32 protein-coding genes are annotated in these 18,629 nt (G+C 60.1%); 18 read left to right on the top strand and 14 right to left on the bottom strand.

Annotation, left to right across the window (positions count from 1 at the left end):
* Positions 1-115: 115 nt before the first annotated feature.
* Positions 116-886 carry a hypothetical protein gene (locus FHW96_RS01350; protein ID WP_172338759.1) on the top strand — a complete coding sequence of 257 codons (771 nt, stop codon included), beginning with the start codon at positions 116-118 and terminating at the stop codon, positions 884-886.
* 8 nt (positions 887-894) lie between these two features.
* On the opposite strand, the gene FHW96_RS26625 is transcribed toward FHW96_RS01350, so the two are convergent.
* Positions 895-1,077 (bottom strand): hypothetical protein, encoded by a 183-nt coding sequence (locus FHW96_RS26625; RefSeq protein ID WP_371815610.1) that lies wholly within the window; start codon positions 1,075-1,077, stop codon positions 895-897.
* On the opposite strand from FHW96_RS26625, the gene FHW96_RS01345 reads away from it, so the two are divergent.
* The gene (locus FHW96_RS01345) at positions 991-1,668 is read left to right on the top strand and encodes a helix-turn-helix transcriptional regulator (RefSeq protein ID WP_172338758.1); all 678 of its coding nucleotides are present in this window, start codon (positions 991-993) and stop codon (positions 1,666-1,668) included. The two genes, FHW96_RS26625 and FHW96_RS01345, sit on opposite strands and share 87 nt — an antisense overlap.
* Before the next feature lie 293 nt (positions 1,669-1,961).
* Here FHW96_RS01345 and FHW96_RS01340 read toward each other — a convergent pair whose 3' ends face one another.
* Positions 1,962-2,132, bottom strand: a complete 171-nt coding sequence (locus FHW96_RS01340) for a hypothetical protein (RefSeq protein ID WP_172338757.1) — start codon at positions 2,130-2,132, stop codon at positions 1,962-1,964.
* A 51-nt stretch (positions 2,133-2,183) separates the two neighbouring features.
* Here FHW96_RS01340 and FHW96_RS01335 point away from each other — a divergent pair, with 51 nt between their 5' ends.
* The 4 genes from FHW96_RS01335 (at position 2,184) to FHW96_RS26620 (ending at position 3,723) form a co-directional block, all read left to right on the top strand.
* A complete protein-coding gene (locus tag FHW96_RS01335; RefSeq protein WP_172338756.1) occupies positions 2,184-2,582 on the top strand; it encodes a hypothetical protein in 399 nt (132 codons plus the stop codon).
* The gene (locus FHW96_RS01330) at positions 2,557-3,018 is read left to right on the top strand and encodes a helix-turn-helix transcriptional regulator (RefSeq protein WP_172338755.1); all 462 of its coding nucleotides are present in this window, start codon (positions 2,557-2,559) and stop codon (positions 3,016-3,018) included. Before FHW96_RS01335 ends, FHW96_RS01330 begins: the two co-directional genes overlap by 26 nt.
* Positions 3,005-3,427: a hypothetical protein gene (locus FHW96_RS01325; RefSeq protein WP_172338754.1), complete on the top strand. Its 423-nt coding sequence runs from the start codon at positions 3,005-3,007 to the stop codon at positions 3,425-3,427. Before FHW96_RS01330 ends, FHW96_RS01325 begins: the two co-directional genes overlap by 14 nt.
* Before the next feature lie 101 nt (positions 3,428-3,528).
* A complete protein-coding gene (locus tag FHW96_RS26620) occupies positions 3,529-3,723 on the top strand; it encodes a KTSC domain-containing protein (RefSeq protein WP_172338753.1) in 195 nt (64 codons plus the stop codon).
* Here FHW96_RS26620 and FHW96_RS01315 read toward each other — a convergent pair.
* On the bottom strand, positions 3,720-3,893 hold the full coding sequence (locus FHW96_RS01315; RefSeq protein WP_172338752.1) for a hypothetical protein: 174 nt from the start codon (positions 3,891-3,893) through the stop codon (positions 3,720-3,722). The two genes, FHW96_RS26620 and FHW96_RS01315, sit on opposite strands and share 4 nt — an antisense overlap.
* 178 nt (positions 3,894-4,071) lie before the next feature.
* Here FHW96_RS01315 and FHW96_RS01310 point away from each other — a divergent pair, with 178 nt between their 5' ends.
* From FHW96_RS01310 to FHW96_RS01265, 11 genes are all read left to right on the top strand, one after another.
* Positions 4,072-4,311, top strand: a complete 240-nt coding sequence (locus FHW96_RS01310) for a hypothetical protein (RefSeq protein ID WP_172338751.1) — start codon at positions 4,072-4,074, stop codon at positions 4,309-4,311.
* Positions 4,311-4,493, top strand: coding sequence for a hypothetical protein (locus tag FHW96_RS01305; protein ID WP_172338750.1), 183 nt, complete (start codon positions 4,311-4,313; stop codon positions 4,491-4,493). The genes FHW96_RS01310 and FHW96_RS01305 overlap by 1 nt, the downstream gene beginning before the upstream one ends.
* The gene (locus FHW96_RS01300; RefSeq protein ID WP_172338749.1) at positions 4,490-4,774 is read left to right on the top strand and encodes a hypothetical protein; all 285 of its coding nucleotides are present in this window, start codon (positions 4,490-4,492) and stop codon (positions 4,772-4,774) included. Before FHW96_RS01305 ends, FHW96_RS01300 begins: the two co-directional genes overlap by 4 nt.
* On the top strand, positions 4,771-4,995 hold the full coding sequence (locus FHW96_RS01295) for a hypothetical protein (RefSeq protein WP_172338748.1): 225 nt from the start codon (positions 4,771-4,773) through the stop codon (positions 4,993-4,995). Before FHW96_RS01300 ends, FHW96_RS01295 begins: the two co-directional genes overlap by 4 nt.
* Positions 4,988-5,119 carry a hypothetical protein gene (locus FHW96_RS26455; protein WP_256432790.1) on the top strand — a complete coding sequence of 44 codons (132 nt, stop codon included), beginning with the start codon at positions 4,988-4,990 and terminating at the stop codon, positions 5,117-5,119. Before FHW96_RS01295 ends, FHW96_RS26455 begins: the two co-directional genes overlap by 8 nt.
* An 81-nt stretch (positions 5,120-5,200) precedes the next feature.
* Positions 5,201-6,130 carry a PD-(D/E)XK nuclease-like domain-containing protein gene (locus tag FHW96_RS01290; RefSeq protein WP_172338747.1) on the top strand — a complete coding sequence of 310 codons (930 nt, stop codon included), beginning with the start codon at positions 5,201-5,203 and terminating at the stop codon, positions 6,128-6,130.
* 11 nt (positions 6,131-6,141) lie between these two features.
* Positions 6,142-7,077, top strand: coding sequence for a hypothetical protein (locus tag FHW96_RS01285; protein WP_172338746.1), 936 nt, complete (start codon positions 6,142-6,144; stop codon positions 7,075-7,077).
* A 78-nt stretch (positions 7,078-7,155) separates the two neighbouring features.
* A complete protein-coding gene (locus FHW96_RS01280; protein ID WP_172338745.1) occupies positions 7,156-7,482 on the top strand; it encodes a hypothetical protein in 327 nt (108 codons plus the stop codon).
* Complete coding sequence (locus FHW96_RS01275; RefSeq protein WP_172338744.1) at positions 7,479-7,757, top strand: helix-turn-helix domain-containing protein; 279 nt, start codon at positions 7,479-7,481, stop codon at positions 7,755-7,757. The genes FHW96_RS01280 and FHW96_RS01275 overlap by 4 nt, the downstream gene beginning before the upstream one ends.
* Positions 7,758-7,760: 3 nt before the next feature.
* Positions 7,761-8,942 (top strand): site-specific integrase, encoded by a 1,182-nt coding sequence (locus FHW96_RS01270; RefSeq protein ID WP_172338743.1) that lies wholly within the window; start codon positions 7,761-7,763, stop codon positions 8,940-8,942.
* 343 nt (positions 8,943-9,285) lie between these two features.
* Positions 9,286-9,573 (top strand): hypothetical protein, encoded by a 288-nt coding sequence (locus tag FHW96_RS01265; RefSeq protein ID WP_172338742.1) that lies wholly within the window; start codon positions 9,286-9,288, stop codon positions 9,571-9,573.
* Here the strand turns inward: FHW96_RS01265 and FHW96_RS01260 are convergent.
* From FHW96_RS01260 to FHW96_RS01235, 6 genes are all read right to left on the bottom strand, one after another.
* Positions 9,570-10,118: a hypothetical protein gene (locus FHW96_RS01260; protein ID WP_172338741.1), complete on the bottom strand. Its 549-nt coding sequence runs from the start codon at positions 10,116-10,118 to the stop codon at positions 9,570-9,572. The genes FHW96_RS01265 and FHW96_RS01260 overlap by 4 nt on opposite strands.
* Complete coding sequence (locus FHW96_RS01255) at positions 10,118-10,375, bottom strand: hypothetical protein (RefSeq protein WP_172338740.1); 258 nt, start codon at positions 10,373-10,375, stop codon at positions 10,118-10,120. The genes FHW96_RS01260 and FHW96_RS01255 overlap by 1 nt, the downstream gene beginning before the upstream one ends.
* Entirely contained in the window at positions 10,372-11,016 is a 645-nt protein-coding gene (locus FHW96_RS01250) for a glycosyl hydrolase 108 family protein (protein ID WP_172338739.1), read from the bottom strand. Before FHW96_RS01250 ends, FHW96_RS01255 begins: the two co-directional genes overlap by 4 nt.
* Before the next feature lie 89 nt (positions 11,017-11,105).
* A complete protein-coding gene (locus tag FHW96_RS01245; protein WP_172338738.1) occupies positions 11,106-11,297 on the bottom strand; it encodes a hypothetical protein in 192 nt (63 codons plus the stop codon).
* On the bottom strand, positions 11,294-11,602 hold the full coding sequence (locus FHW96_RS01240) for a phage holin family protein (protein ID WP_172338737.1): 309 nt from the start codon (positions 11,600-11,602) through the stop codon (positions 11,294-11,296). The genes FHW96_RS01245 and FHW96_RS01240 overlap by 4 nt, the downstream gene beginning before the upstream one ends.
* Before the next feature lie 79 nt (positions 11,603-11,681).
* Positions 11,682-14,138: a hypothetical protein gene (locus tag FHW96_RS01235; RefSeq protein WP_172338736.1), complete on the bottom strand. Its 2,457-nt coding sequence runs from the start codon at positions 14,136-14,138 to the stop codon at positions 11,682-11,684.
* Here FHW96_RS01235 and FHW96_RS01230 point away from each other — a divergent pair.
* Positions 14,119-14,577: a hypothetical protein gene (locus tag FHW96_RS01230; protein WP_172338735.1), complete on the top strand. Its 459-nt coding sequence runs from the start codon at positions 14,119-14,121 to the stop codon at positions 14,575-14,577. The two genes, FHW96_RS01235 and FHW96_RS01230, sit on opposite strands and share 20 nt — an antisense overlap.
* Before the next feature lie 28 nt (positions 14,578-14,605).
* On the opposite strand, the gene FHW96_RS01225 is transcribed toward FHW96_RS01230, so the two are convergent.
* The 5 genes from FHW96_RS01225 to FHW96_RS01205 are packed head-to-tail and all read right to left on the bottom strand — an operon-like array spanning position 14,606 to position 18,626.
* Entirely contained in the window at positions 14,606-15,034 is a 429-nt protein-coding gene (locus FHW96_RS01225; protein ID WP_172338734.1) for a hypothetical protein, read from the bottom strand.
* Between the two features lie 10 nt (positions 15,035-15,044).
* Positions 15,045-15,209 (bottom strand): hypothetical protein, encoded by a 165-nt coding sequence (locus FHW96_RS01220; RefSeq protein ID WP_172338733.1) that lies wholly within the window; start codon positions 15,207-15,209, stop codon positions 15,045-15,047.
* Positions 15,206-17,527 (bottom strand): hypothetical protein, encoded by a 2,322-nt coding sequence (locus FHW96_RS01215; RefSeq protein WP_172338732.1) that lies wholly within the window; start codon positions 17,525-17,527, stop codon positions 15,206-15,208. Before FHW96_RS01215 ends, FHW96_RS01220 begins: the two co-directional genes overlap by 4 nt.
* The gene (locus FHW96_RS01210; protein WP_172338731.1) at positions 17,524-17,991 is read right to left on the bottom strand and encodes a hypothetical protein; all 468 of its coding nucleotides are present in this window, start codon (positions 17,989-17,991) and stop codon (positions 17,524-17,526) included. The genes FHW96_RS01215 and FHW96_RS01210 overlap by 4 nt, the downstream gene beginning before the upstream one ends.
* Complete coding sequence (locus tag FHW96_RS01205; protein ID WP_172338730.1) at positions 17,988-18,626, bottom strand: hypothetical protein; 639 nt, start codon at positions 18,624-18,626, stop codon at positions 17,988-17,990. The genes FHW96_RS01210 and FHW96_RS01205 overlap by 4 nt, the downstream gene beginning before the upstream one ends.
* Positions 18,627-18,629: the final 3 nt, after the last annotated feature.

Genomic DNA, 18,629 nt, shown 5'->3' with positions numbered 1-18,629 from the left:
GGCTTGGAACTGTTCGCGCGGGGGCAAATCATGCGGCGCGCCCTCCGCTGGCAGGGCTTGAAACCCCGCTAGCTTCGGCCATCCTATGTTCATCACTCTCCAAAGGAGAATCGGAATGACTCAAGAAGCGAGCATAATAATCGAGTACAAAAACAAGCGACCGCTTGAACTTCTCGACTTGACGAATTCTCTGTCGGCGCTCGGAAATCAATTTAAGCGCTTCGTCTCCGATGAAAACGGGATCGATAGCGAAACCCGTCTTTTCGTCCACGAGGTAAGAACGGGCAGCACGATTACCGAGTTGATCGCTCTTGGGCAGAAAGCAGCAGACCTTTACGATGCCTACGAAAAGGTCAAAGACTTTGCAGGCTCGTTTTATGCGGTCCTGCAGTCCATTTTGCACCTGACCCCAGAGGCCAAAGAGCTTGATCGACCCACGATCAAAAATGCCGCCAGCTTTGTCGCCCCACTTGCTATCGATGGAGACGGCGCTCGCATAAACATGATCGACAACAGGGGCGGAACGATCATCAATCACTACACCGTGACGCCAATGGAGGCGTCCGCGATCAGCCATAATGCCAATCACCTTCTGAACTCGCAATTTCCTGATGAAATACGGTTTGAAAATGAGCCAATGGCACTTTTCCAGATGCGCAATGCACCTTCTGGTAAAAGCGGTGATTTTGGGATCATCGACCGTTTTACGCCGAAAGAGAAAAAACTCACCTTCGCTGGTGACGCGGTAAAGGACGCCATCCTTCATCACGACGGGAACCCGTTCGAGCAAATCTTTTGGGTTGATGGTGTCGTCAAAACGGTTGGCGGGAAGCCCGTGAGCTATCACATCACCAACCTGGTCGACGCCCAGCCGAGGGATGAGTAGATGCCCGTTCATGCCGCCCTACCTGTGGTTTGGGGGGAGGGGCGCTTTCTGGGAACACGCGCCTCAACAGGCGGGAAATCCTTGATAGAAAGGGGACGCCCCTGATGCTTCGATACATCAATGATCGTCGGCCTGCGCCATTCCGGAATGAAATTGGCATCACGCCACCCAATAACAGTGGTGAGGGGAATTCGCCCCTCTCTGGCTACACGGGCTGCGCCACCAAGGGCCTCCAGAATGTCGGAAACTGTCTGCATGTCAAAAATGCTACGATAAACGTAGTGCCATCGCAAGGAAAAACTACGATAAACGAAGCGGACTTGCGCGACTATCGCTGGCATGGTCGGAAAATGTTGAGCCATGCTGAATTATTGGCGGAATTGCGCCTCAAGCTTGAGACGGGGGAAACCACTCAGGCGAAGATCTCACGCCTGATTGGCATTCCCACTTCGCGCGTTGCTGAAATTTTCACCACCGACCCCAGCAAAAAGCCTCGCATGATCAAACTTGATGAGGCCAAGAAGCTGGTCGAGGCTCTGGGTATCAATGAAGGGCATCCCGCCCAGACGAATATTCCCATTTCAGCGGATGTAGTTCTTCCGCTTCTGGAGGCGATTCTGCCGCCAATGGCCGCCCCATCTTTAAAAGCCGTGTCTGCAACGCTTGCACATGGCCTTGAGCTGATCGGATGTTCTCTAAGTTCTCCAGCCACTCCTGACGCGTTGCGTGTGGCTGTGCGCGGCGCAATTGCTCTATCTCGTGATAGAGGTTTGCAATCATGACTCGAGTGAGGTGACAGCCAATGTCACACACGGGGCATCCAATTTTGCATTCGATGCCCGAAACTGGGTCTAGCAATTTGGGCACAAAATTCCTCCTCGTTAGAATGTGCTAACCCGCTCCTCCGGGGCGGGGCTCATATGGCGAGGCGATTTTGTAGGAAAGAACGAAATGAGAACATTTGGGCGACGGCAAAAATCCGCAATCTGATCGTGTCCATCGCGCCAAATCGGGCCACAATTGCCCTCCTGTTCACTTCATCCCCGCCGCGCGGCCACCACGGATACCGCGTTCACTACGCCGGATCGCGGCGGCTTCGGTGGATCGGGTCATAGGGGAGGGCATTATGCCAACTGCCGGACTGGCGCGCGGTATGGGCGGCATAAGTGAGTTGTTTGATTGCCAGATGATGGATCTTTGAAGATTGGTCATTGCGGTTCAAACGAGACAAATCGGCAATTTCCATTGCCCATCCGTTAAGTTGGTGTATATCGAGTCTGGTATAAGGGTGGTGCGAGTGGCGGTCGACTATCAGTTCCTGATTACCCAAGGGGCGATTGCCGACTTTCACGCATGTCGAGAGGCGGATGCGAGAGCAGCTGCGACTCTGGCTTTGATGATACGCGAGCTAAAGGACGATGCTGCATTTTTGGAATGTATGATCGATGAGGATTATTCCGATGGCGTTGTTAAAGATGTCATGGCTCTGGTAAGTTTGCAGAGCAAGCGGATAGATGCTTATCGCGTAAAGCTTGTCCATCACTCTCAATGGCGCTTGATTTGGGTGCATGATCAAAGGACCGCTCGCATTGGTCTTTTTTCGATTATGCCGCGTTCTGCAGATTATGAGAATGACCCCGTCCTTTGGGCGAGAATTGAAAGAGAATTCAATGAACACATTTTCACGCATCGCTGATTCAAGCGGCTATCCGGTTACGGTTAGGGCTGGTCAGGCTCGGGGCGGGGATTATGTCAGATCTCCCGACAATCGAGTCATGTATGTTCTGAAGTGGAACGGTGTTGCATCGCTTGATAGTCGGCAGGATCTGGATTCGTTTCTAGATGAGGTCCTGAGCCTCCCAGACGTGGCTGAGCATCTTGAAGATGTCAGCTTGGAGTTGGCTGAAGCGTTTGCTCGGTCCGCCGGTGGAGAAACCCTTCGTTCACTCCGTATACGCAGCGGCCTGTCGCAGACGCAGCTCGGGGTTCTTTTGGGAACATCACAAGCTGCTGTTTCAGAGTATGAGCGGGGCACTCGCGAGTTGAGCTATGAGAAGCTCAAATTGCTGTCTTCGTCTTTGTCTGTCGAGCCAAATGAACTGTTCAGGGCAATCGAAAATGGAAAAGCCTGAAGTATTTATCTTTTTCTGTGATGACGTTCGCCATGAGCTGGGGGGGCGTTTGAGCTTAATGGGGTTGCACGGAACCCAAGCTATCATCGAAGGGGATTCCGGTTACGTAAAGTCGTTCACAGTTGGCGCCATAATTCGCTACATATCGGATGAGCCGGTTGAGGCGACTATCGAAATTACCGCAAAATCGAATAAGTCTGTTTCAGATTTGCCCGCGCTTCCTCCACTTTTGACTATACCTATGGACCCTGGCGAAAGAGGTATTATCCAGAACGGAAATATTTTGGCTGAATTTGGATCAATAAAGGTTCATGCGGGTCTGTCAATTGTTGCTACTGTGACTGTTCTTGGTGATACGTTTACGAGAGAAATATCATTTGTTAGTTCAAATGTTCCGGTTGTGGACTAATTTGAATCCAATGATCTGTGCCCCGCCCAGCCCTGCTCGGCGGGGTTTTTGTCCGTAAGTATGCTATGCTATTGGGGAATCGATCGGATGCCGGGGGGTAAATGCCGTACTTCAATTCATCAGCCATCAAGCGCGCCGAGTACGATGAGGCAACAGGTCGGCTCACGATCTGGTTTCCTCAGGGTCATAGCTATGATTATTGCGGGGTGCCGCTAGAAATTTGGCAAGGCCTCCTAGCCGCTGGATCGCCGGGGCGATACTTCAACGCGTTCATAGCTGACCGATACCACTGCTAATCCTCATTCACCGTCACCCAGCACACGCCCTCTACCCGCAGGTCCAGTGCCTCCCCCGGCAGCAAAAGCCGCGCGTTCACGCCTGCGCGCCCATTGAGCGCATATTGCAGCGCATAGGTCGGGGCCGCCCGCAGCAGCCACGCCCAGATCGGCTCCATGATCTTCCGCATCACCGTTTCTCCAAGGCCCCCGCGCGGGGCCCTTTTCGTATGGCGGGTGTAGCAGGAATTTTCTTCATGGCGCTACGAAAAACGTATTGACTTGAAACTACGAAAAACGTAGCATTTTTCCATCAGCAGCGAGTGAGCCACCAGCGCAGACCTCGCCGCCTCGATGGAGGTTTCACCTATGAACGCCCACACCCATTTTCCCGCACAGGTTCCGCTGATCGCAACCGGCCTGGTGTTCGATCACTACCTGCGCGCTGCCCGCCAAAACCTTGAAAACCTCGTTCGCCTCGCAGACGGCTTGAACGACACCGCCTTTGCCGACGAGGCGAGGGGCCTTTTGCAGGGCTTTGAGGACAGCGCCGAGGGCTGCTTTGACCTGATCGACCATGCCAACTGCATCGAAGCGGAGGCCGCGTGATGGAAAGCCAGATCGCCGTCATCCGCGCGGCCTCGCTGGCCGATTGGCTGAGCAACGACGAGTTCCGCGAGTTCACCCAGGAGATCGCCGCCGCCGTCGATGCGATGGAAATCCCGCTGATCCTGCGCCGCTGGAAGGTCGCCTTTCACCGCAACCGCTTCGTCAATCTGGAGGTGGCATGATGGGCAAGCACCATGCTTTCACGCTGCCTCACATCGAGGGCAGCGCCTATAACGCGCCGACCTATCGCGGCTGGGCGCTGGACGGCGCCGGTCTGGTGGGCTGGTCCGCTTTCAACGGCGATTATGAGGAGCAACTTTGGGCTTTGACCAAGCCCGCGCTGCTGGGCCTGATCGACGCCTATGAGGCCGAACTGGATGCCGCTATGGTCGATGCGCAGGCGCACCTTGCCGCCATGCCCGCCGCCCGCCGCGCCCAGCTTGAACGGGAGTGGGCTGCATGAGCATCCTCACCACCTTTGGGCTGATCGCTGGCGGGGCAACCTTTGGCTTTTTCATGGCCGCCATGATGGCCGGCAATAAGATCGCCGCAATGCAGCGCCAGCTTTCCGAGGCGACCGACCATTTGCGCCAGGTGTCCAGGCGCCTGCGCATTTTCGGCATCGACTACCTGCCCGGCGAGGCCTTCCTTGCCCGCCAAAGGCACGACCACATCGATGCGTGACGACCTGCGCGCCGCCTATGCGCTGTTCATGAGCCAGACGCCCGCCGAAATGGTCGCCGGTCTGCTCATTGTCGGCGTGCTGTTTGGCACGATTGCCGGGCTCTGGCTCGTCACCCCCAACTGATTTCGGGCACCTGATCCAAGCCCGAACGCCGGTGGCTCTGCCATCCACAGGCCACCGGCAAACCCTTTCGAGGATAGAGCTATGCCTCTCATCACCGCCCCCGGCGCTTATCCCGACATTCCCGCCGAGGATTACCACGGCAACCCCGATCTTCTGCCCGGCCCCTCGCTTTCATCGAGCGGCGCGAAGATGCTGCTCACCAAGTCGCCGTTTCACTTCTGGCACGCAAGCCCGATGAACCCGGCGCGCGTCGAGGTGCAGAAGGCGCACTTCAATTTCGGCAAGGCCGCGCATGATATGATCCTGCTGCCGGAGCGCTGGAACGAGTTTTACCATGTGACCCCAGAGGGCTTCACGCGCGCCGCCAGCAAGAAGTTTGCCTTGGAAATTGCCGAAGCCGATGCCGCGCAGGAAAGCGGCATGGTGGTGCTGTCTTTCGACCAGGCCGAAACGGTCAAGCAGGTTGCCGCCGCGATCCGCAAGAATGATCTGGCCGTGGCCACGCTGACCAACGGCGTGACCGAGGAAACGCTGGCTTGGCAAGATCCGCAGACCGGCGTGTGGCTTCGCGCGCGGCCCGATTTCCGCCCCCACAGTATCTTGACCAAGCGGGCGGTGATGGTCGTCTCCGACCTGAAATTCGTGGCTGAGAGCAACGCCAGCCCCAAGGGCTTTGAGCGCGCCATTGATAACTTCGGCTATCACCAGAGCGCAGCGTTCTACATGGACGGCATCAAGGCGGTTTACGGCCACTATCCGACCCATTGGGTGCATGTGGTAGTCGAGCGTGACGCGCCGCACTGTGTCGCTCTCTACGAGCTTCCCGGCGAGGATATCGAGCGCGGGCGTGTGCTGAACCGCCGCGCCATCAACCTGTTCGACCGCTGCCTGCAAACCGGGAAATGGCCCGGTTATGCCGACGATCCCAAGCAAGTCGGCCTGCCGATCTGGGCGCGGATGCGCATCGACGATCTGAACCCCGAAGAAATGGCCTTTGCGGCCGCAGCTTGAAGGAAACCCCAATGGCCACCCAGCTTGTCACCACCGAACAACCCAAGGCCCCGGCAAAGGTGGCTGTCTCCAGCGGCGGTAAACTCGCAGCCTTCGTGCCCCAGACCATGGAAGAAGCGTGGCGCCTGTCGGGCGCGCTGGCTGCTTCGGGTATGACGCCCAAAGCCTATGGCAATGACCAGAACAAGATCATGGTCGGCATCATGGCCGGTGCCGAAGTCGGCCTGACGCCATTTGCCGCCCTTCAATCCATTGCCGTGATTGGCAATAACCCATCGCTCTGGGGTGATGGTGCGCTGGCGCTGGTTCAGGCATCCGGCCTGCTGGAGGATATGGAAGAGTTTGACGATGGTAATGTGGCAACCTGCCGCCTTGTCCGCAAAGGTCGGACCACGCCGATTGTGCGAACTTTCAGCCAGGAGGATGCCAAGAAAGCTGGCCTGTCCGGCAAGTCTGGGCCGTGGTCGCAATACCCCCAGCGGATGCGCCAGATGCGCGCCCGCGCATGGGCAATGCGCGATGGCTTTTCCGATGTTCTGAAAGGGCTCCATATTGCGGAAGAGGCGCGCGATTATCAGTCCATGGCTGGGGCGGCATCGGTGGAAGTCCAATCTCCCCTGACCGGCGCCATGCTGATCGAGCAGGCCAAGGGGGAGACTATCGAAGCGCAGCCAGCCAATGACGGGGCGCTGGGCGAGGATAGTCCGGCCGCTGCTGATAGTCGAACCGACGAACCGCAAGGCGACCAGCATGACGACGCCGACGAAGCGCCCGCTTATGCCGGTTGGCTGGAAACCACTTTCGAGCGCATCGAGGCCGCCGCGAAGCCCGCCGATCTGCGCGCGGTTGAAGCCGATATGGACCGCAACAAGGAAGCGCTGCCCAATGATGTTTGGGGCGGTCTGACGGATGCTGTCGCCGCCAAGCGGGCGGCTTTGCTCAAGTGAGCGAGTTCAAGACGCCGCTTGCCTAACCCATCACCCCAAGGGAGCCGGGCGCGCCCAACAAGCCGCCCGGTTGAGATTATGACACCCTACAGCATCACCCCCACCGCCATCGCAGCCTGCAACAGCATCGCTCTCCTGCGCGAATGGCATGGGCTTTTCTATGCCGAGTTCGACCGCCTTGTGAGCGAGGTTGAGGCGGCCAAGATTGCCGGAACCCACAGCGACACCCGATTTCGGGGCCATGAAAAGAGCCTCACGGTTTGCCGGATGGGAATGAAGAACATCGAGCGCCGCGCGCTGGCGCTGGGCGAAGAACCGATCCTGACGCGTGACGGGCATGAGCGGCGGATCATCAAGCGCCTGCGCGCAGAGATCGAGGTTTTGCAAATGGGGAGGGCGGCTTGAACATTTTGCTTACCGAGGAAGAAGCAGCAAGCCGCCTGCGCATGTCGCCCAGGTCATTGCGCGATCTGCGCCAGCACGGTCGCATCCGCTATGTGGCCATTACCGCCCGCAAGATCGCCTATCGTGAGGACGATCTTGCGGAGTATGTTGAGGCCCGCGTTCGCGTCGAGACGCCGCCTGTCGAAGTGAAGCCGCAAGGCAAGACGCGCCGCCGCTCCATCAGCGCAACGCCCAGCGGGAAGGTTGTCCCGTTCACCCAGCGCAAGAAGGTCTGATCCATGTCGCTCTATCGGCCAAAGAACAGCCCCTATTACCATTACGACTTCCAGATGAAGGGCGTTCGCTATCATGGCTCAACCCATTGCGCGGCCAAGCGTGACGCGGAACGCTTCGAGCGCGACCTGCGCACCGAGATTGCCTCAGGCAAGCGCGAGAAGCCGTCGATCACTCTGGACGAGGGCGCGGGCCTCTATTGGGGCGACAAGGGGCAGTTCGACAAGGCGGCCAAGACCACCGAATACCAGCTTGGCAACCTGATCCGACTCATCGGCGGCCGGATGCCGATCCATGAAATCGACGACCTGACCCTTAGCCGGTTTGTTGCGGTGCGCCGGTCTGAGCGGGTGAAGAATCGCGGCGCCAAGAAGCCGCGCGGGAAGGGGGCTAAGTCTCTGCCGCCCCCGCCTCCGGTGTCGAGCGCGACCGTCAACCGCGAAGTCGAATTGCTCAAGCGAGTGATCCGCTTCCTGTCAGCCCGTTATCGGGTGGGCGAAATCGAGTGGACCAAGCACAAGCTGCGCGAGAGCGAAGAGCGGGTGCGCGAGGCCAGCGAGGAAGAAGAGGCCGCGCTGTTCAAGACGCTGCGCGAGAGCGACAACGACCTGGCCGATCTGGTCGAGTTCGCCCTGCTGTCCGGCGCGCGCAAGAATGCGTTGGTGACGCTGATCTGGTCCAAGGTGGATTTCAAGCGCGGCACGGCCTCGGTCTATACCAAGGGCGGCGTGTGGCACACCTTTCCCCTGACGCAGCGGATGCTCGAAATTCTGGCCAACCGCCCGCGCGCAGGGGCTCACGTATTCACCTATGTTTGCAAGCGCGCCTCGCCGCGCCGTGGTGACCGCGTGGGACGGCTCAAGGGCGAACGCTACCCTTACAGCGCGCAGGGCTGGGACAGGCAATGGCGGCGGGCGCTGGCAGATTCGGGCATCAAGGATTTCCGCTTCCACGATCTGCGCCACACGACCGCCACGCGCCTTGTACGCGACAGCGGAAACCTCAAGGCCGCCCAGAAACTGCTCGGCCACACGCGCATCGAAACGACCGCGCGTTATGCCCATGTGACGGACGCAGATTTGCTCGCAACCATGGAGAATGCTCAGCAGTCCCGGAATAGTCCCGAAGTGATTGACACCAGTGTTTCAGAAAATGGCGGAAAACCGCGCCTTAGGAGGGTCAAATGAAACCTGCTCCCAAAGCAGATGCGCTACCAGGCTGCGCTACTCCCCGACACCGCCACGCCCCTAGAATTGCTGGGCATTTAGCGCAAGGGGAAAACTGCAATTTATACAGCTTGCGCCAGTTATCATGGTGGGCCCGGCAGGAAAACAACAAGCGTTTTCAAACAATAGCTTCGTTTGCCTAACCCGAAAAAGCTTGCCTATGCGGCCCTGCGAGTCGCGCGGGGACATGTCTAACCTTTTTAGTGGTTTTTGGCGCCCTGCGATGCCGGGGCACCATTCAATTTGCGCGCCCCATTCTCACAAGAATCGTTGCCATATGTTCCACGTTCGTTCACGTTTGGGCATGACTAAAACCATACCGACATGGGCTCTGACCTTGGGCGCAATGATCGACGAAGAGGCGGTCATTCAGGTGTTTTGCATGGACTGCAAAGTGTTCCGCCCCTTTACCCGCGATGACATGACCACGCTGGCCGAGAAGGTCGGCCGGGATTATTCGCTGGTCAATCGCCGGTGCCGATGCCGCCTGACGCCCGGCTGCAATGGTTGGAACAGGTTCATGTTTTTGAACGGTGTCATGCGGCATCTTGCGGATAATGAACATTTTGATCGGTGGATTTCCAGCGACTAGGGCTGATTATCATCCCGTACCTTGGCCCAATCATGCGCGGCCTGCGCATAGGCCCAATCCGCATCGCAGGTCAGCCAGTCCGAGCGGGTGATCCAGACGCGGGAGATTTCCGCCATGATGGCGTCGGTGGTGGGGTTTTCAGGAATTGCGGGGTCGAGGTTTTGGGAACCGGCGGGGCGATGGGCGGGGGCGTTTTGTGGCACCCAGTGGCCAGCAGCATAATCGGTAAAGCGGCCAGCGCCGCCAGCGGAAAGCGCGGCGTGATTCGTGTCAGCATGGTCGGCATCCTTTCGGGATTTGGCCTCATAGGCCAGCTTGGCGGCAGTCGCGGCGGCGCGTTCGCGCCTGAGCTGGGCCACGACATTGATAGTGCGCTGGCGCCATGTCGCCGCGCTGCGATGCTCGGCATAGGCCACCGCCGCCATAGTAATCGCCAGAATGAGGCAGAGGCGCACCGGGCTGGCAAACAGCCATTTCAGCCCGGCGGCGATACGCTGCCAGATGCCGAATGCCTTGATGGCGGCCCAGATGGTGGTGATGGGCATCACTTCAGAAGCTCATTATGCGCGGCAAGAAATTCCCGCGCATCACGCACTGCCGAGGCGGAACTTGCGATACGATAGGCCGCGCGCTCACCGCCTAAGAGATCGTCAAGATCGTTGACCAATTCCGCAATGAGCCGCAGGGCCTCGACGAATTTATCATCGGCAGCAGATACATTAGGAAATGCATTATCCCTGATGTCGATCCCTTCTATCACACCCCTGTCAATACCCACTGTCCGCCTCAAAATGTTGATCATATCGCCTCCTTCCGGCATTCACGCCGGTCCACATTCCCGATCCTCAGGCTGATCCAGCCCTGGTAAAACACTTGCTGGCTGGGGTTATTCCGCACGATGGCGTCGTACCGCTGGCGCTGCCGCGCATCGAGGTAATCGAGCATGGCCACACAGGTCCAAAGCCCACCCTTGCGAGCGCGCAGCCCAGCCAGTGCGCGCACATCGGCCGAGCCAAGCCGCGCCGAAGTCACCGGCAAGCGAAAGCCGCCCAGCGCGTTCAGTCCCTCACGAAACCACGGCAATGGTCGCTGCGACCCCATGTTGACGCCGGTATCCACCAGCTCGGCCGTGATCGCGGGCGAAAGGTCGATGATGGCCAGCGCGCCCGGATCGGCCATATAGCTGCCCGCATAGATCTGATCGGCACACACCGGCTCGGCCGCGCTGCAATGCTTGGGAAAGCTGCGCATATCGCCCAGATAGCCCCACTGGCGCGCGACCTTTTCCGTCACGCCCCAGCGCGTTGCCCCGCCGCGATCCAGCTTGTTGTTCACATAGCCGCCCTCATGCGCGTAAACGCCCATCAGGATCGAGGCCATGGCCGCCGTGATGATAATCGGTTTACGCGGACCCTTGCGCGCGGTGGCTGGCTTACTGGCCATTGACGCGCCCTTTCACCCAGCGAATAGCATAACCACCCGCGACATTGAGGCCGACGTAAAGCACCAGCCATGCGCATTCAGTCAGAAGCTTACTGGCCATCGGTCTTGACCTTCTCACGGATCGCCACCAGCACCGCCCCGGCCGCGATCCCGGCATAGGCGATGCGCCGGTCAAACCCGGCATATTGCGGCGCCACCTCGGCCAGATAGCCCGCAACGGCGATGATGACCGTCCCGGCCTTGGTCGAAACCTCGGCCCACTTGCGCTTGATCCAGTTCATGCGGATTTTCCCCCAAGGTATCTGTCGGCAACCCGGCCGATCATGCGGTCGAGCGTGTAGGGCCCGAGGTAACTGGCGAGGATGGCGGCGGTGACCGAGGGCTGGATGGCCAGATGGGCCCAGACGCAGGCGCCATAGGCGCTCCACCCCATGCCCAGCGCGATCGGCACATCGTAGAGCAGGGCGCCCGACCATGGCTTGCGCCGCCCGCGCTGGACCTCGCGGGCATGAAACATCAGGCGCCCCAGCACGCCACCGGCGCCGGTCCAGACATATTCGGCAGGAATTTGCGGTATTTCAGCCATTGAGCGCGGTCCCCCTGGACACAAAAAAACCGCCCAAAGGCGGCGCAAAAATTGAAGGCTCGATTTTACGGGTGGTGGATTATGCCAGCCTCCGGATCATCGGCTGGTAGATCCGCAAGACAAAGGAAACCGCCGTGCTGTTCGGGAAGGTCATGCTCAAATATGGGCGGACCCAAGCGGTGGCACCATTGAAGCCGTTCCATTTGGCATGGCCGAAATTGGCAATCGTGCCGGTCGGGGTGAATGCGGTTTTCAATGTAGTCCCGACAACCGTATCGCTGGAATCATGCGTTTCCCATTGCATCAGCATCTGGCCGGTTGTGCTATCCGTGCCGCTCCCGCTGAAGGCGGTGCTGAGGCTCCCGGAAACCAGCTTGATCTTGTTGTACCATTGCCAATGCTGGCCGTTGACAACATTGAGGGCGCGGGTCGGCTCCAGATAGACAGCCCATCCACCCGATGCGCTTGTCGTGCCGGAAACCGCCACTTCGATATAATCGCCATCCGCATCCACACCCACGCTGTTGATGGTTGTGGTCAGACCCGCCAGCCCATTGAGGTTGGCCTGCGACCATCCGGTAGGCCATGTGGACTGCGCACCGCCAAGCATCGTCTGATTGCGCGGAGCCACCGGCCACCGCGTCAGAGCCTTGTCGCGCCCGATCCGGCCGCCGCCGCTGTTCACGATCATATCGCCGATGATGAACTGGTCCGTGGTGCCCGAAACCACATCGGCACTCACGGAATAGCATTTCAACTGCCAGCTCCCCGGATTGGCATTCGGGGGCACATAGATAGGCAGCAGGAAGCGGCCAAGATTAGCGGGCAACGGGATATAGCGCTGAAATGCCCAAACCGATGGCGACGAATAGTTCACCAGCTCGATCAGCACGCGCGAAACGCTATGGGTCGGGGCCTGCTGCAAAGCGATCTCGACAAAGATCATCCCGCCAGACGCAAGGTTGGTGCCGTCAAGGCTGATGTATTTGCCCGCGCCGCTGTTCGTGTTGGTTGCGGTGACAATCTCGAAATCCATACCGCCATAGGGATCGGCCACGGCGGTGGTCGTTCCGGTGCCGTAAATCGTTCGCAGCGACGGACCAAGCCCGTTGCCGATCACCTTCAGATTGGGATTGTCGCTGACGGGATAAACCGGAATGGCGCTGGGGTCGCCCGGCCAGAACGATGCGTGATCTTCCATCCGCCCAATAACATGCGTGGAAAATGCAGTCGGCACAGAGCCGTCACCTTCACGGAAGATGAAATGGCTGTTGCTGTTGGTGTAATTCGCAGTCCGCCCGTTCGGAAACTCAATGAAATATGTATTGGTGCCGCCGTTGAACTTGTTGTTCTCCATCAAGCCATATTGAAGGTTGGAAATATAGGAACGGATGAACGGACCATACCAAGGGCTGATCTGGTTGATATGGTTATGCATGATTGTGGGCAGGATCAGGAATCCGGCGTCAGATCCAGCGCCCGAGGTCAGCGGCGGATAGCTGCCACGCCATTTGGTGGAATCGGACGTGTCCTCATTGGCGATTAGAATGCGCGGGTACGGGCTTCCGCTGGTCTGAAGCTCATTTCCGTATTTAATTCGTTTGATGCCTGCACCCCATCCAGCCACCGAAGAAAGACCGGAGCCACCGTCAATGTTCGGCTTAAGCCAAATATCAGCCTTGCGATTGCCAATGAAGTCAATCGTATCGAGATTATAATTGGCCGACAGGCGCGGACCTATGGCGACGCCGTAGTCATTACCACCAATGGCGCAATCTTTGATGGCCAACTGATCAACATACCCACCCCATGCGATACCACAGATTGCACCACTGCCGCCAAGCTGGGTATTATCGACTTTTAGGAAGGGCATATCAGCACTGGAATTGCCGATCCCGCATTCGGTGTAATTGGCAAGATAGCAATTCGTGATCCGCATATTCTGGCAGGCGTTGGTACTGGTCCGGGTGAACTTGAGTGCTCCCTTACCGCCCATGAATACGATGCCGTCGACATACATGCCCATCACCTGCCCGGTGACAGTCAGGAAGTACTTGCCTGCCGGGATACGAATGAACACAGTGCCCGGAATACGTGCCTTCATCCACAGCTTGCAGTCAGCCATGGTGAAGTCGCCAGCATCATAAATGCCGGGATCCAGCTCCATACCGTTTTGGAACTGGAAAAGGTCATTGATGCCGGTCGGCAGATTGTTGCGCGAAGCTACAATCTCATTCACCGAGGCCAAGAAACCGGCTTGGTCCGCCGCCATAGACGTAGTCGTTCCCGCTCCACTGCCATCCGCACCGCGATCCTGCGTAGGAATCACGGTGCGCGGCTTCAGGCGGTCGGTATAACCCGGTGTGGAAACCGCCCCTCTATCGACAGACGCGGAGGAACTGGTCTTGCTGTACATTTTCAGCACGCCGGTTTCGTCCGAAACATACCAAGCGCCATTGGCCAGCGTGCTGTCCGCCTGCGCCGCCGCCCGTGTGGCGCGATAGGGGAAGGGCAGAGTGGACTGGATAGCCTGCACCGAGGTCAGCGCAGCCTGCGCCGTGGTCTTGCTGGCATCTGCCGCTGTCGCGCTGGCGGCGGCGGCATCACGCGCGGTTTCAGAACCCGTGCGCGCGGTCTGCGCGGCGGTCTTGCTGGTGTCGGCCGAGGTCGCGCTGGCAGAGGCGGCATCGCGCGCCGTTTCCGCGCCGGTGCGCGCGGTCTGCGCTGCGGTCTTGCTGCTGTCGGCCGCCGTCGCGCTGGCAGAGGCAGCATCGCGCGCCGTCTCTGCACCGGTGCGTGCGGTCTGCGCGGCGGTCTTGCTGCTGTCGGCCGCCGTCGCGCTGGCGGAGGCGGCATCGCGCGCCGTCTCTGCACCCGTTTGCGCCGTTTGCGCCGCCATGGCGCGGGCCATGGCCAGACCCGCCTGCCGGGTGGCTTCTGCGGTGTTCTCGCTGATCGCCAGCACGGTCGGCTGAGCGTTGGTTGCATCGACAAAGACGGCCATCAGATCGTAACCCCCGGATCAACAGTAAATTTGCCCTGACAAAAGACGGCTTTGGGCAATCCTGCCGCCGTCACATGCATGTCCCACCACAGATAAATCGGGCTGGCCGGGTCATCGGGATTGACCGGCAAGCCCTCCATCGTCGTTTCATCGATCTGCGGCCGGATGGTGGTGGCGCCCACCGTCGCCCCGGTGATCGGGTGGACATAGTCCGCATCATAGGCGGCGCTGATCCCCTGCGATCCGGCGGCGGCATTGGCCAGCGACACCAGCGGATCACCCGTATCGCCCGGCGCCGCGCGGATCTGCATGGCATAGGTGGCATCCGACCAGTCGAGGCCCAGCACCACGATATCGGCATCGCCGCTCGCGCCGCCAAAGGGCACACGCCGCCACGCGACAATGCCGCGTTCGAAAAAGATGCTCATGTTCGGTTCCTCAGTTTGCGGGCAGGGCGGCAGGCACCGGGCGCCCGTCCTCGCCCATCGCCACATCGTCGGACAGCACTTCATCGGGCAGCAGCTGGGCCTCAGCCTGTTCGCGCCGCCGCGCCTCGATCCAGCACCGCGGCATTTCGCCGGGTCGGCCTATGGCAAACATCATGCGCTCCTCCTTGTGGCTGTCATGTCGATAGATCGGATGACCACCGTGCTGTCGGTCCCTGCATGCTCCAGCGTGATCACGCGGGTTCCGGCCAGCAGATCGAGGCCGGTACGCAGGATGGTCAGGATTTCGGTCAGGGCGGTACGGCTGCCGCCAAAGGCATATTCCTTGACGATTGTGCCATCGACCTTGACGCGGAAACCCCAGTCGCGGCTGCCCGAGCTGAAGCCCTGTTCGGCGTTGGCCTGAATATCGACCTGCGCATCGGTATCGAGAACGACATTGAGCGTGGCCACCGTGACCCAGCCGCCGGTTCCGTAAAAGCTGGTGGCGGGCAGGACGCGCACGGAATCGGTGACCGATCCGATGGCAAGCTGGGGCGTGTCGATGGTGCCGGGCAACACCGTGCCGCCATTGACCGCCAGCGCGCCCGCTGTGACCGGGCCATAGATCGAGCGCGCGCCCAGCCGCCCGCGTGAGCGATAGCGGACGCTGACCTGATAGTCGGTGCCGCTGGTGACCTGGGTGATTTCCTTGCGGGTGATCGTGGGCGCGTCGATGCTGGCCGAAATCCAGTTGTCATCATCGCCCGCCGTCGAGACATAGAGCCGATATTCGACCACCACCGCCTCGGCCGTGGTGTTGCTGACATCGCCGGTCAGCACCAGCGCCGGGACGGTTGTGCCGTCCGTCGCCGTCAGCGTGGTTCCTGCCAGCGCCCAATCCGCACCGGGCGCGGCCAGAGGATCGTCATAGGTCAGGCTGGCAATCGGCGGCGCCACGCCCGTCTCTCCCAGGGCAAAGGCGTGCTTGCCATCGGTTTCGCCCTGCACGGTATAGGTGATCGAGCCGTTGGACGGGTCGATATGGCGCCCGGTGATCAGGCATTTGATCGACCATCCCGGCTCCGGCTGAAACGTTACGCAATCGCCGATGGCGTAATTCATCCATGCCGGTTTGAGCGGGATCGAGCCCGGCCCCGCCTCGCGCGCATCGCAGATGTCATAGGCGGCCAGCTGCGCCACCTGATGCACATCCTGCACCAGCGGATAGCTGATTTCCTTGGTCCGCTCGCCGCCATCGGCGGTGACATAGGCGGCCACCTGCACCAGCTTGGCGCTGACCATTTCCCAATCATGCGCTTCGGACCGGTATTGCGGGATGATGCCGTTGATCCGAGTTTTCCGCTTTTGCGTGCCCGAAAAGGTGCATTTGCCGATGATGTCGGCATGGGTGATCGTGGCCAGCGAGACACGGGGCGCGCGGTTGATCGCGGTGATGATGCCACCCGCCAGAGATGGCCGTGCACCGCCAGCCTGAAGCATCGCCTTCAGGCTGTTCCACTGCGTATCAGGCCGGGTGTAAACCTGTCCGCCCAACTTCCACCCGCGCGCATCATCAAGGTTCGCGCCCTCGACAAAGCTGGCCACGTTGATGCGGTTGATCGGCGCGCCAAGGCCCGCCACGCGCACCCCGTTTTGCCACCGACCTAGGCACCAGGTCAGCGCGTGAAGGTGGGGGTTCTCGCTGTAAACATAGGTCGATTCATCCAGCGCGCGGCAGGAACCCGAACCGCCCGGATAGGTGCTGTCCAAACGCGGATCATAGACCAGCACGCCATTGACCAGCCAACCGGGCGTGGGAACGCTGGTGAGCGTGTCGGACGCCTTGGAATTATAGCAGAAGATGTTGAAGACCGAGGCGAGGCCGGACAGCTTGTTGTCATTGTTCCACCCGGTGAAGCCATCGGACCAGCCGGGCGCATAGGTTTCAGGGCAGAGGCCCAGCGTCCGCTGTTCCCAGATATAGCCGCGAAACCCGTTCGATGCCTCGGCCATGCCCACGGAATTGAGCGGATCGCGCACCATCCACGTCATCGTGGTCTTGTTCATGAAGCTGGCTTCATAGCCATGGATCGGGCCCAGCGAGAGCACCGTGGCCATGCCCAGAAACTCATTGGCCGAGCCGCGCAGCAGCTTGGCCACGATATTGCCCGCCACCAGCGTCCGGCCCATCACATAGGGGATGCCCGCATAGGGGTCGGCCTTCCATTTGGTCTGGCTGCCCCCGGTACTGGGCTTTGGATAGAGGGCCTCCAAGGCGGTACTGGCCGCGATTGCCGCCGATGTCAGCGCGATCGACATGGCCAGACCGCTGGAAAGGCCCAGACCGCCAGCGCCCAGCGTCATGGCGACGCCTGCACTGAAGGCGGCGCTAAGCCCGCCACCGGCCACCATTGCCCCGGCCGCGATGCCCACGCCCGTGGCCACCAATACCGCCGCCGTGACCACGATAGCCGCGACCTTCAGCACTTTCACTTGGCCGCCCCTTTCGGTTCAACGCGCCATGCCATCACCATATCCAGCGGCTGCATCACCACGGCCCCGCCCGGCGCGTCGGGGTGCCAGCCCACCACGCGCCCATTGCCCAAGGCCACGGTCAACGCCGCCAGACGGTCCGATGCCGCCACGCCATCGGGATCGCCGGGCATCTGGATAATATCGCCCACCAGCGCGGCGGCGGGGGCGATGCGTTCAAAGCCCAGCGCATCGAGCGCGTCGGCCATGGTGGTCAGGCCCAGCTTGTCCAGCGCCGCCTCGGCCGATTTAACCGTGCGATAGGACCGCGCCGGGGGCAGCTTGATACGATGGCCAAGGCGGCGCAGATGCGAGGCGGTGAGGCGGGCGCAATCGGCCTCGCCAAGGCGGAAGGCGCGCACCTTCCATTCGTCCAGCGTGGCCTGAGCCGCGCGGGCGCGCAGGATCAACGAATGTTCGGTCATGTGCGGTTGAACGTCTCGGCATAGCCCGGCAGGTTCGACCGGGTGTAAACAACGGAATTATCGACGGCCTGCCCCCATGCGAGGGTGATTTCGACATCGGTGCAGTAATCGAGCCCTTTTTCGCCGGGCCATACGCTTTGATGAAAAGCGCTGGACAGGCGGCGGCCTTCCTCGATCTGAAAGAAGCGCTCGCCCACACTGTTGACGCGATATTCAAGGCGGCGGTCATTTTCGCCCCAGGTGATCGTGGGCACGTCCAGCTCACCCACAAACACCTGATAAGGCGTGGCCACAGGCTGGCCGGTGGACAGATCCACCACGCCCACCATGACCTGCACCTCGGACCCCTGCACCGCCGGATCAACCAGAGCGGCCAGCGCGGTATCGGTGGCCGGGATCAGGCCGATGGAGAGCGTGGGCGTTTCCTCGCTCAGGCTCTCCTCGATGCCCTCGATTGTATCCAGCACGCCATAGACATCATCGCGGCCCTGATAGAGTTCGCCACCGATCATCAGCGCGCCCGAACCATCGAGAAGGCGGATGGTGTAATCGGGCAGAGCGATCCGTGCCGCGCCGAACAGCAACACCCGATTGTCCGCCAGCGCAGCGGACATGGCGGGCGGTAATTGCGACATGGC

The sequence above is a fragment of the Novosphingobium sp. SG751A genome (genome assembly GCF_013149295.1).
In the GTDB taxonomy this organism is placed as follows: Bacteria; Pseudomonadota; Alphaproteobacteria; order Sphingomonadales; family Sphingomonadaceae; genus Novosphingobium.
Note: the sequence above shows the minus strand (reverse complement) of the source record. Positions and strands in the feature narration are given on the sequence as shown.

Bases quoted from the DNA above. Each gene is read 5' to 3' on its own strand.
- FHW96_RS01350 (WP_172338759.1), top strand. From the start codon at position 116: ATGACTCAAGAAGCGAGCATAATAATCGAGTACAAAAACAAGCGACCG.
- FHW96_RS01345 (WP_172338758.1), top strand. From the start codon at position 991: ATGCTTCGATACATCAATGATCGTCGGCCTGCGCCATTCCGGAATGAA.
- FHW96_RS01340 (WP_172338757.1), bottom strand. From the start codon at position 2,132: ATGGAAATTGCCGATTTGTCTCGTTTGAACCGCAATGACCAATCTTCA.
- FHW96_RS01330 (WP_172338755.1), top strand. From the start codon at position 2,557: ATGAACACATTTTCACGCATCGCTGATTCAAGCGGCTATCCGGTTACG.
- FHW96_RS01325 (WP_172338754.1), top strand. From the start codon at position 3,005: ATGGAAAAGCCTGAAGTATTTATCTTTTTCTGTGATGACGTTCGCCAT.
- FHW96_RS26620 (WP_172338753.1), top strand. From the start codon at position 3,529: ATGCCGTACTTCAATTCATCAGCCATCAAGCGCGCCGAGTACGATGAG.
- FHW96_RS01315 (WP_172338752.1), bottom strand. From the start codon at position 3,893: ATGCGGAAGATCATGGAGCCGATCTGGGCGTGGCTGCTGCGGGCGGCC.
- FHW96_RS01310 (WP_172338751.1), top strand. From the start codon at position 4,072: ATGAACGCCCACACCCATTTTCCCGCACAGGTTCCGCTGATCGCAACC.
- FHW96_RS01305 (WP_172338750.1), top strand. From the start codon at position 4,311: ATGGAAAGCCAGATCGCCGTCATCCGCGCGGCCTCGCTGGCCGATTGG.
- FHW96_RS01300 (WP_172338749.1), top strand. From the start codon at position 4,490: ATGATGGGCAAGCACCATGCTTTCACGCTGCCTCACATCGAGGGCAGC.
- FHW96_RS01295 (WP_172338748.1), top strand. From the start codon at position 4,771: ATGAGCATCCTCACCACCTTTGGGCTGATCGCTGGCGGGGCAACCTTT.
- FHW96_RS26455 (WP_256432790.1), top strand. From the start codon at position 4,988: ATGCGTGACGACCTGCGCGCCGCCTATGCGCTGTTCATGAGCCAGACG.
- FHW96_RS01290 (WP_172338747.1), top strand. From the start codon at position 5,201: ATGCCTCTCATCACCGCCCCCGGCGCTTATCCCGACATTCCCGCCGAG.
- FHW96_RS01285 (WP_172338746.1), top strand. From the start codon at position 6,142: ATGGCCACCCAGCTTGTCACCACCGAACAACCCAAGGCCCCGGCAAAG.
- FHW96_RS01280 (WP_172338745.1), top strand. From the start codon at position 7,156: ATGACACCCTACAGCATCACCCCCACCGCCATCGCAGCCTGCAACAGC.
- FHW96_RS01270 (WP_172338743.1), top strand. From the start codon at position 7,761: ATGTCGCTCTATCGGCCAAAGAACAGCCCCTATTACCATTACGACTTC.
- FHW96_RS01265 (WP_172338742.1), top strand. From the start codon at position 9,286: ATGACTAAAACCATACCGACATGGGCTCTGACCTTGGGCGCAATGATC.
- FHW96_RS01260 (WP_172338741.1), bottom strand. From the start codon at position 10,118: ATGCCCATCACCACCATCTGGGCCGCCATCAAGGCATTCGGCATCTGG.
- FHW96_RS01255 (WP_172338740.1), bottom strand. From the start codon at position 10,375: ATGATCAACATTTTGAGGCGGACAGTGGGTATTGACAGGGGTGTGATA.
- FHW96_RS01250 (WP_172338739.1), bottom strand. From the start codon at position 11,016: ATGGCCAGTAAGCCAGCCACCGCGCGCAAGGGTCCGCGTAAACCGATT.
- FHW96_RS01245 (WP_172338738.1), bottom strand. From the start codon at position 11,297: ATGAACTGGATCAAGCGCAAGTGGGCCGAGGTTTCGACCAAGGCCGGG.
- FHW96_RS01240 (WP_172338737.1), bottom strand. From the start codon at position 11,602: ATGGCTGAAATACCGCAAATTCCTGCCGAATATGTCTGGACCGGCGCC.
- FHW96_RS01225 (WP_172338734.1), bottom strand. From the start codon at position 15,034: ATGAGCATCTTTTTCGAACGCGGCATTGTCGCGTGGCGGCGTGTGCCC.
- FHW96_RS01220 (WP_172338733.1), bottom strand. From the start codon at position 15,209: ATGATGTTTGCCATAGGCCGACCCGGCGAAATGCCGCGGTGCTGGATC.
- FHW96_RS01210 (WP_172338731.1), bottom strand. From the start codon at position 17,991: ATGACCGAACATTCGTTGATCCTGCGCGCCCGCGCGGCTCAGGCCACG.
- FHW96_RS01205 (WP_172338730.1), bottom strand. From the start codon at position 18,626: ATGTCGCAATTACCGCCCGCCATGTCCGCTGCGCTGGCGGACAATCGG.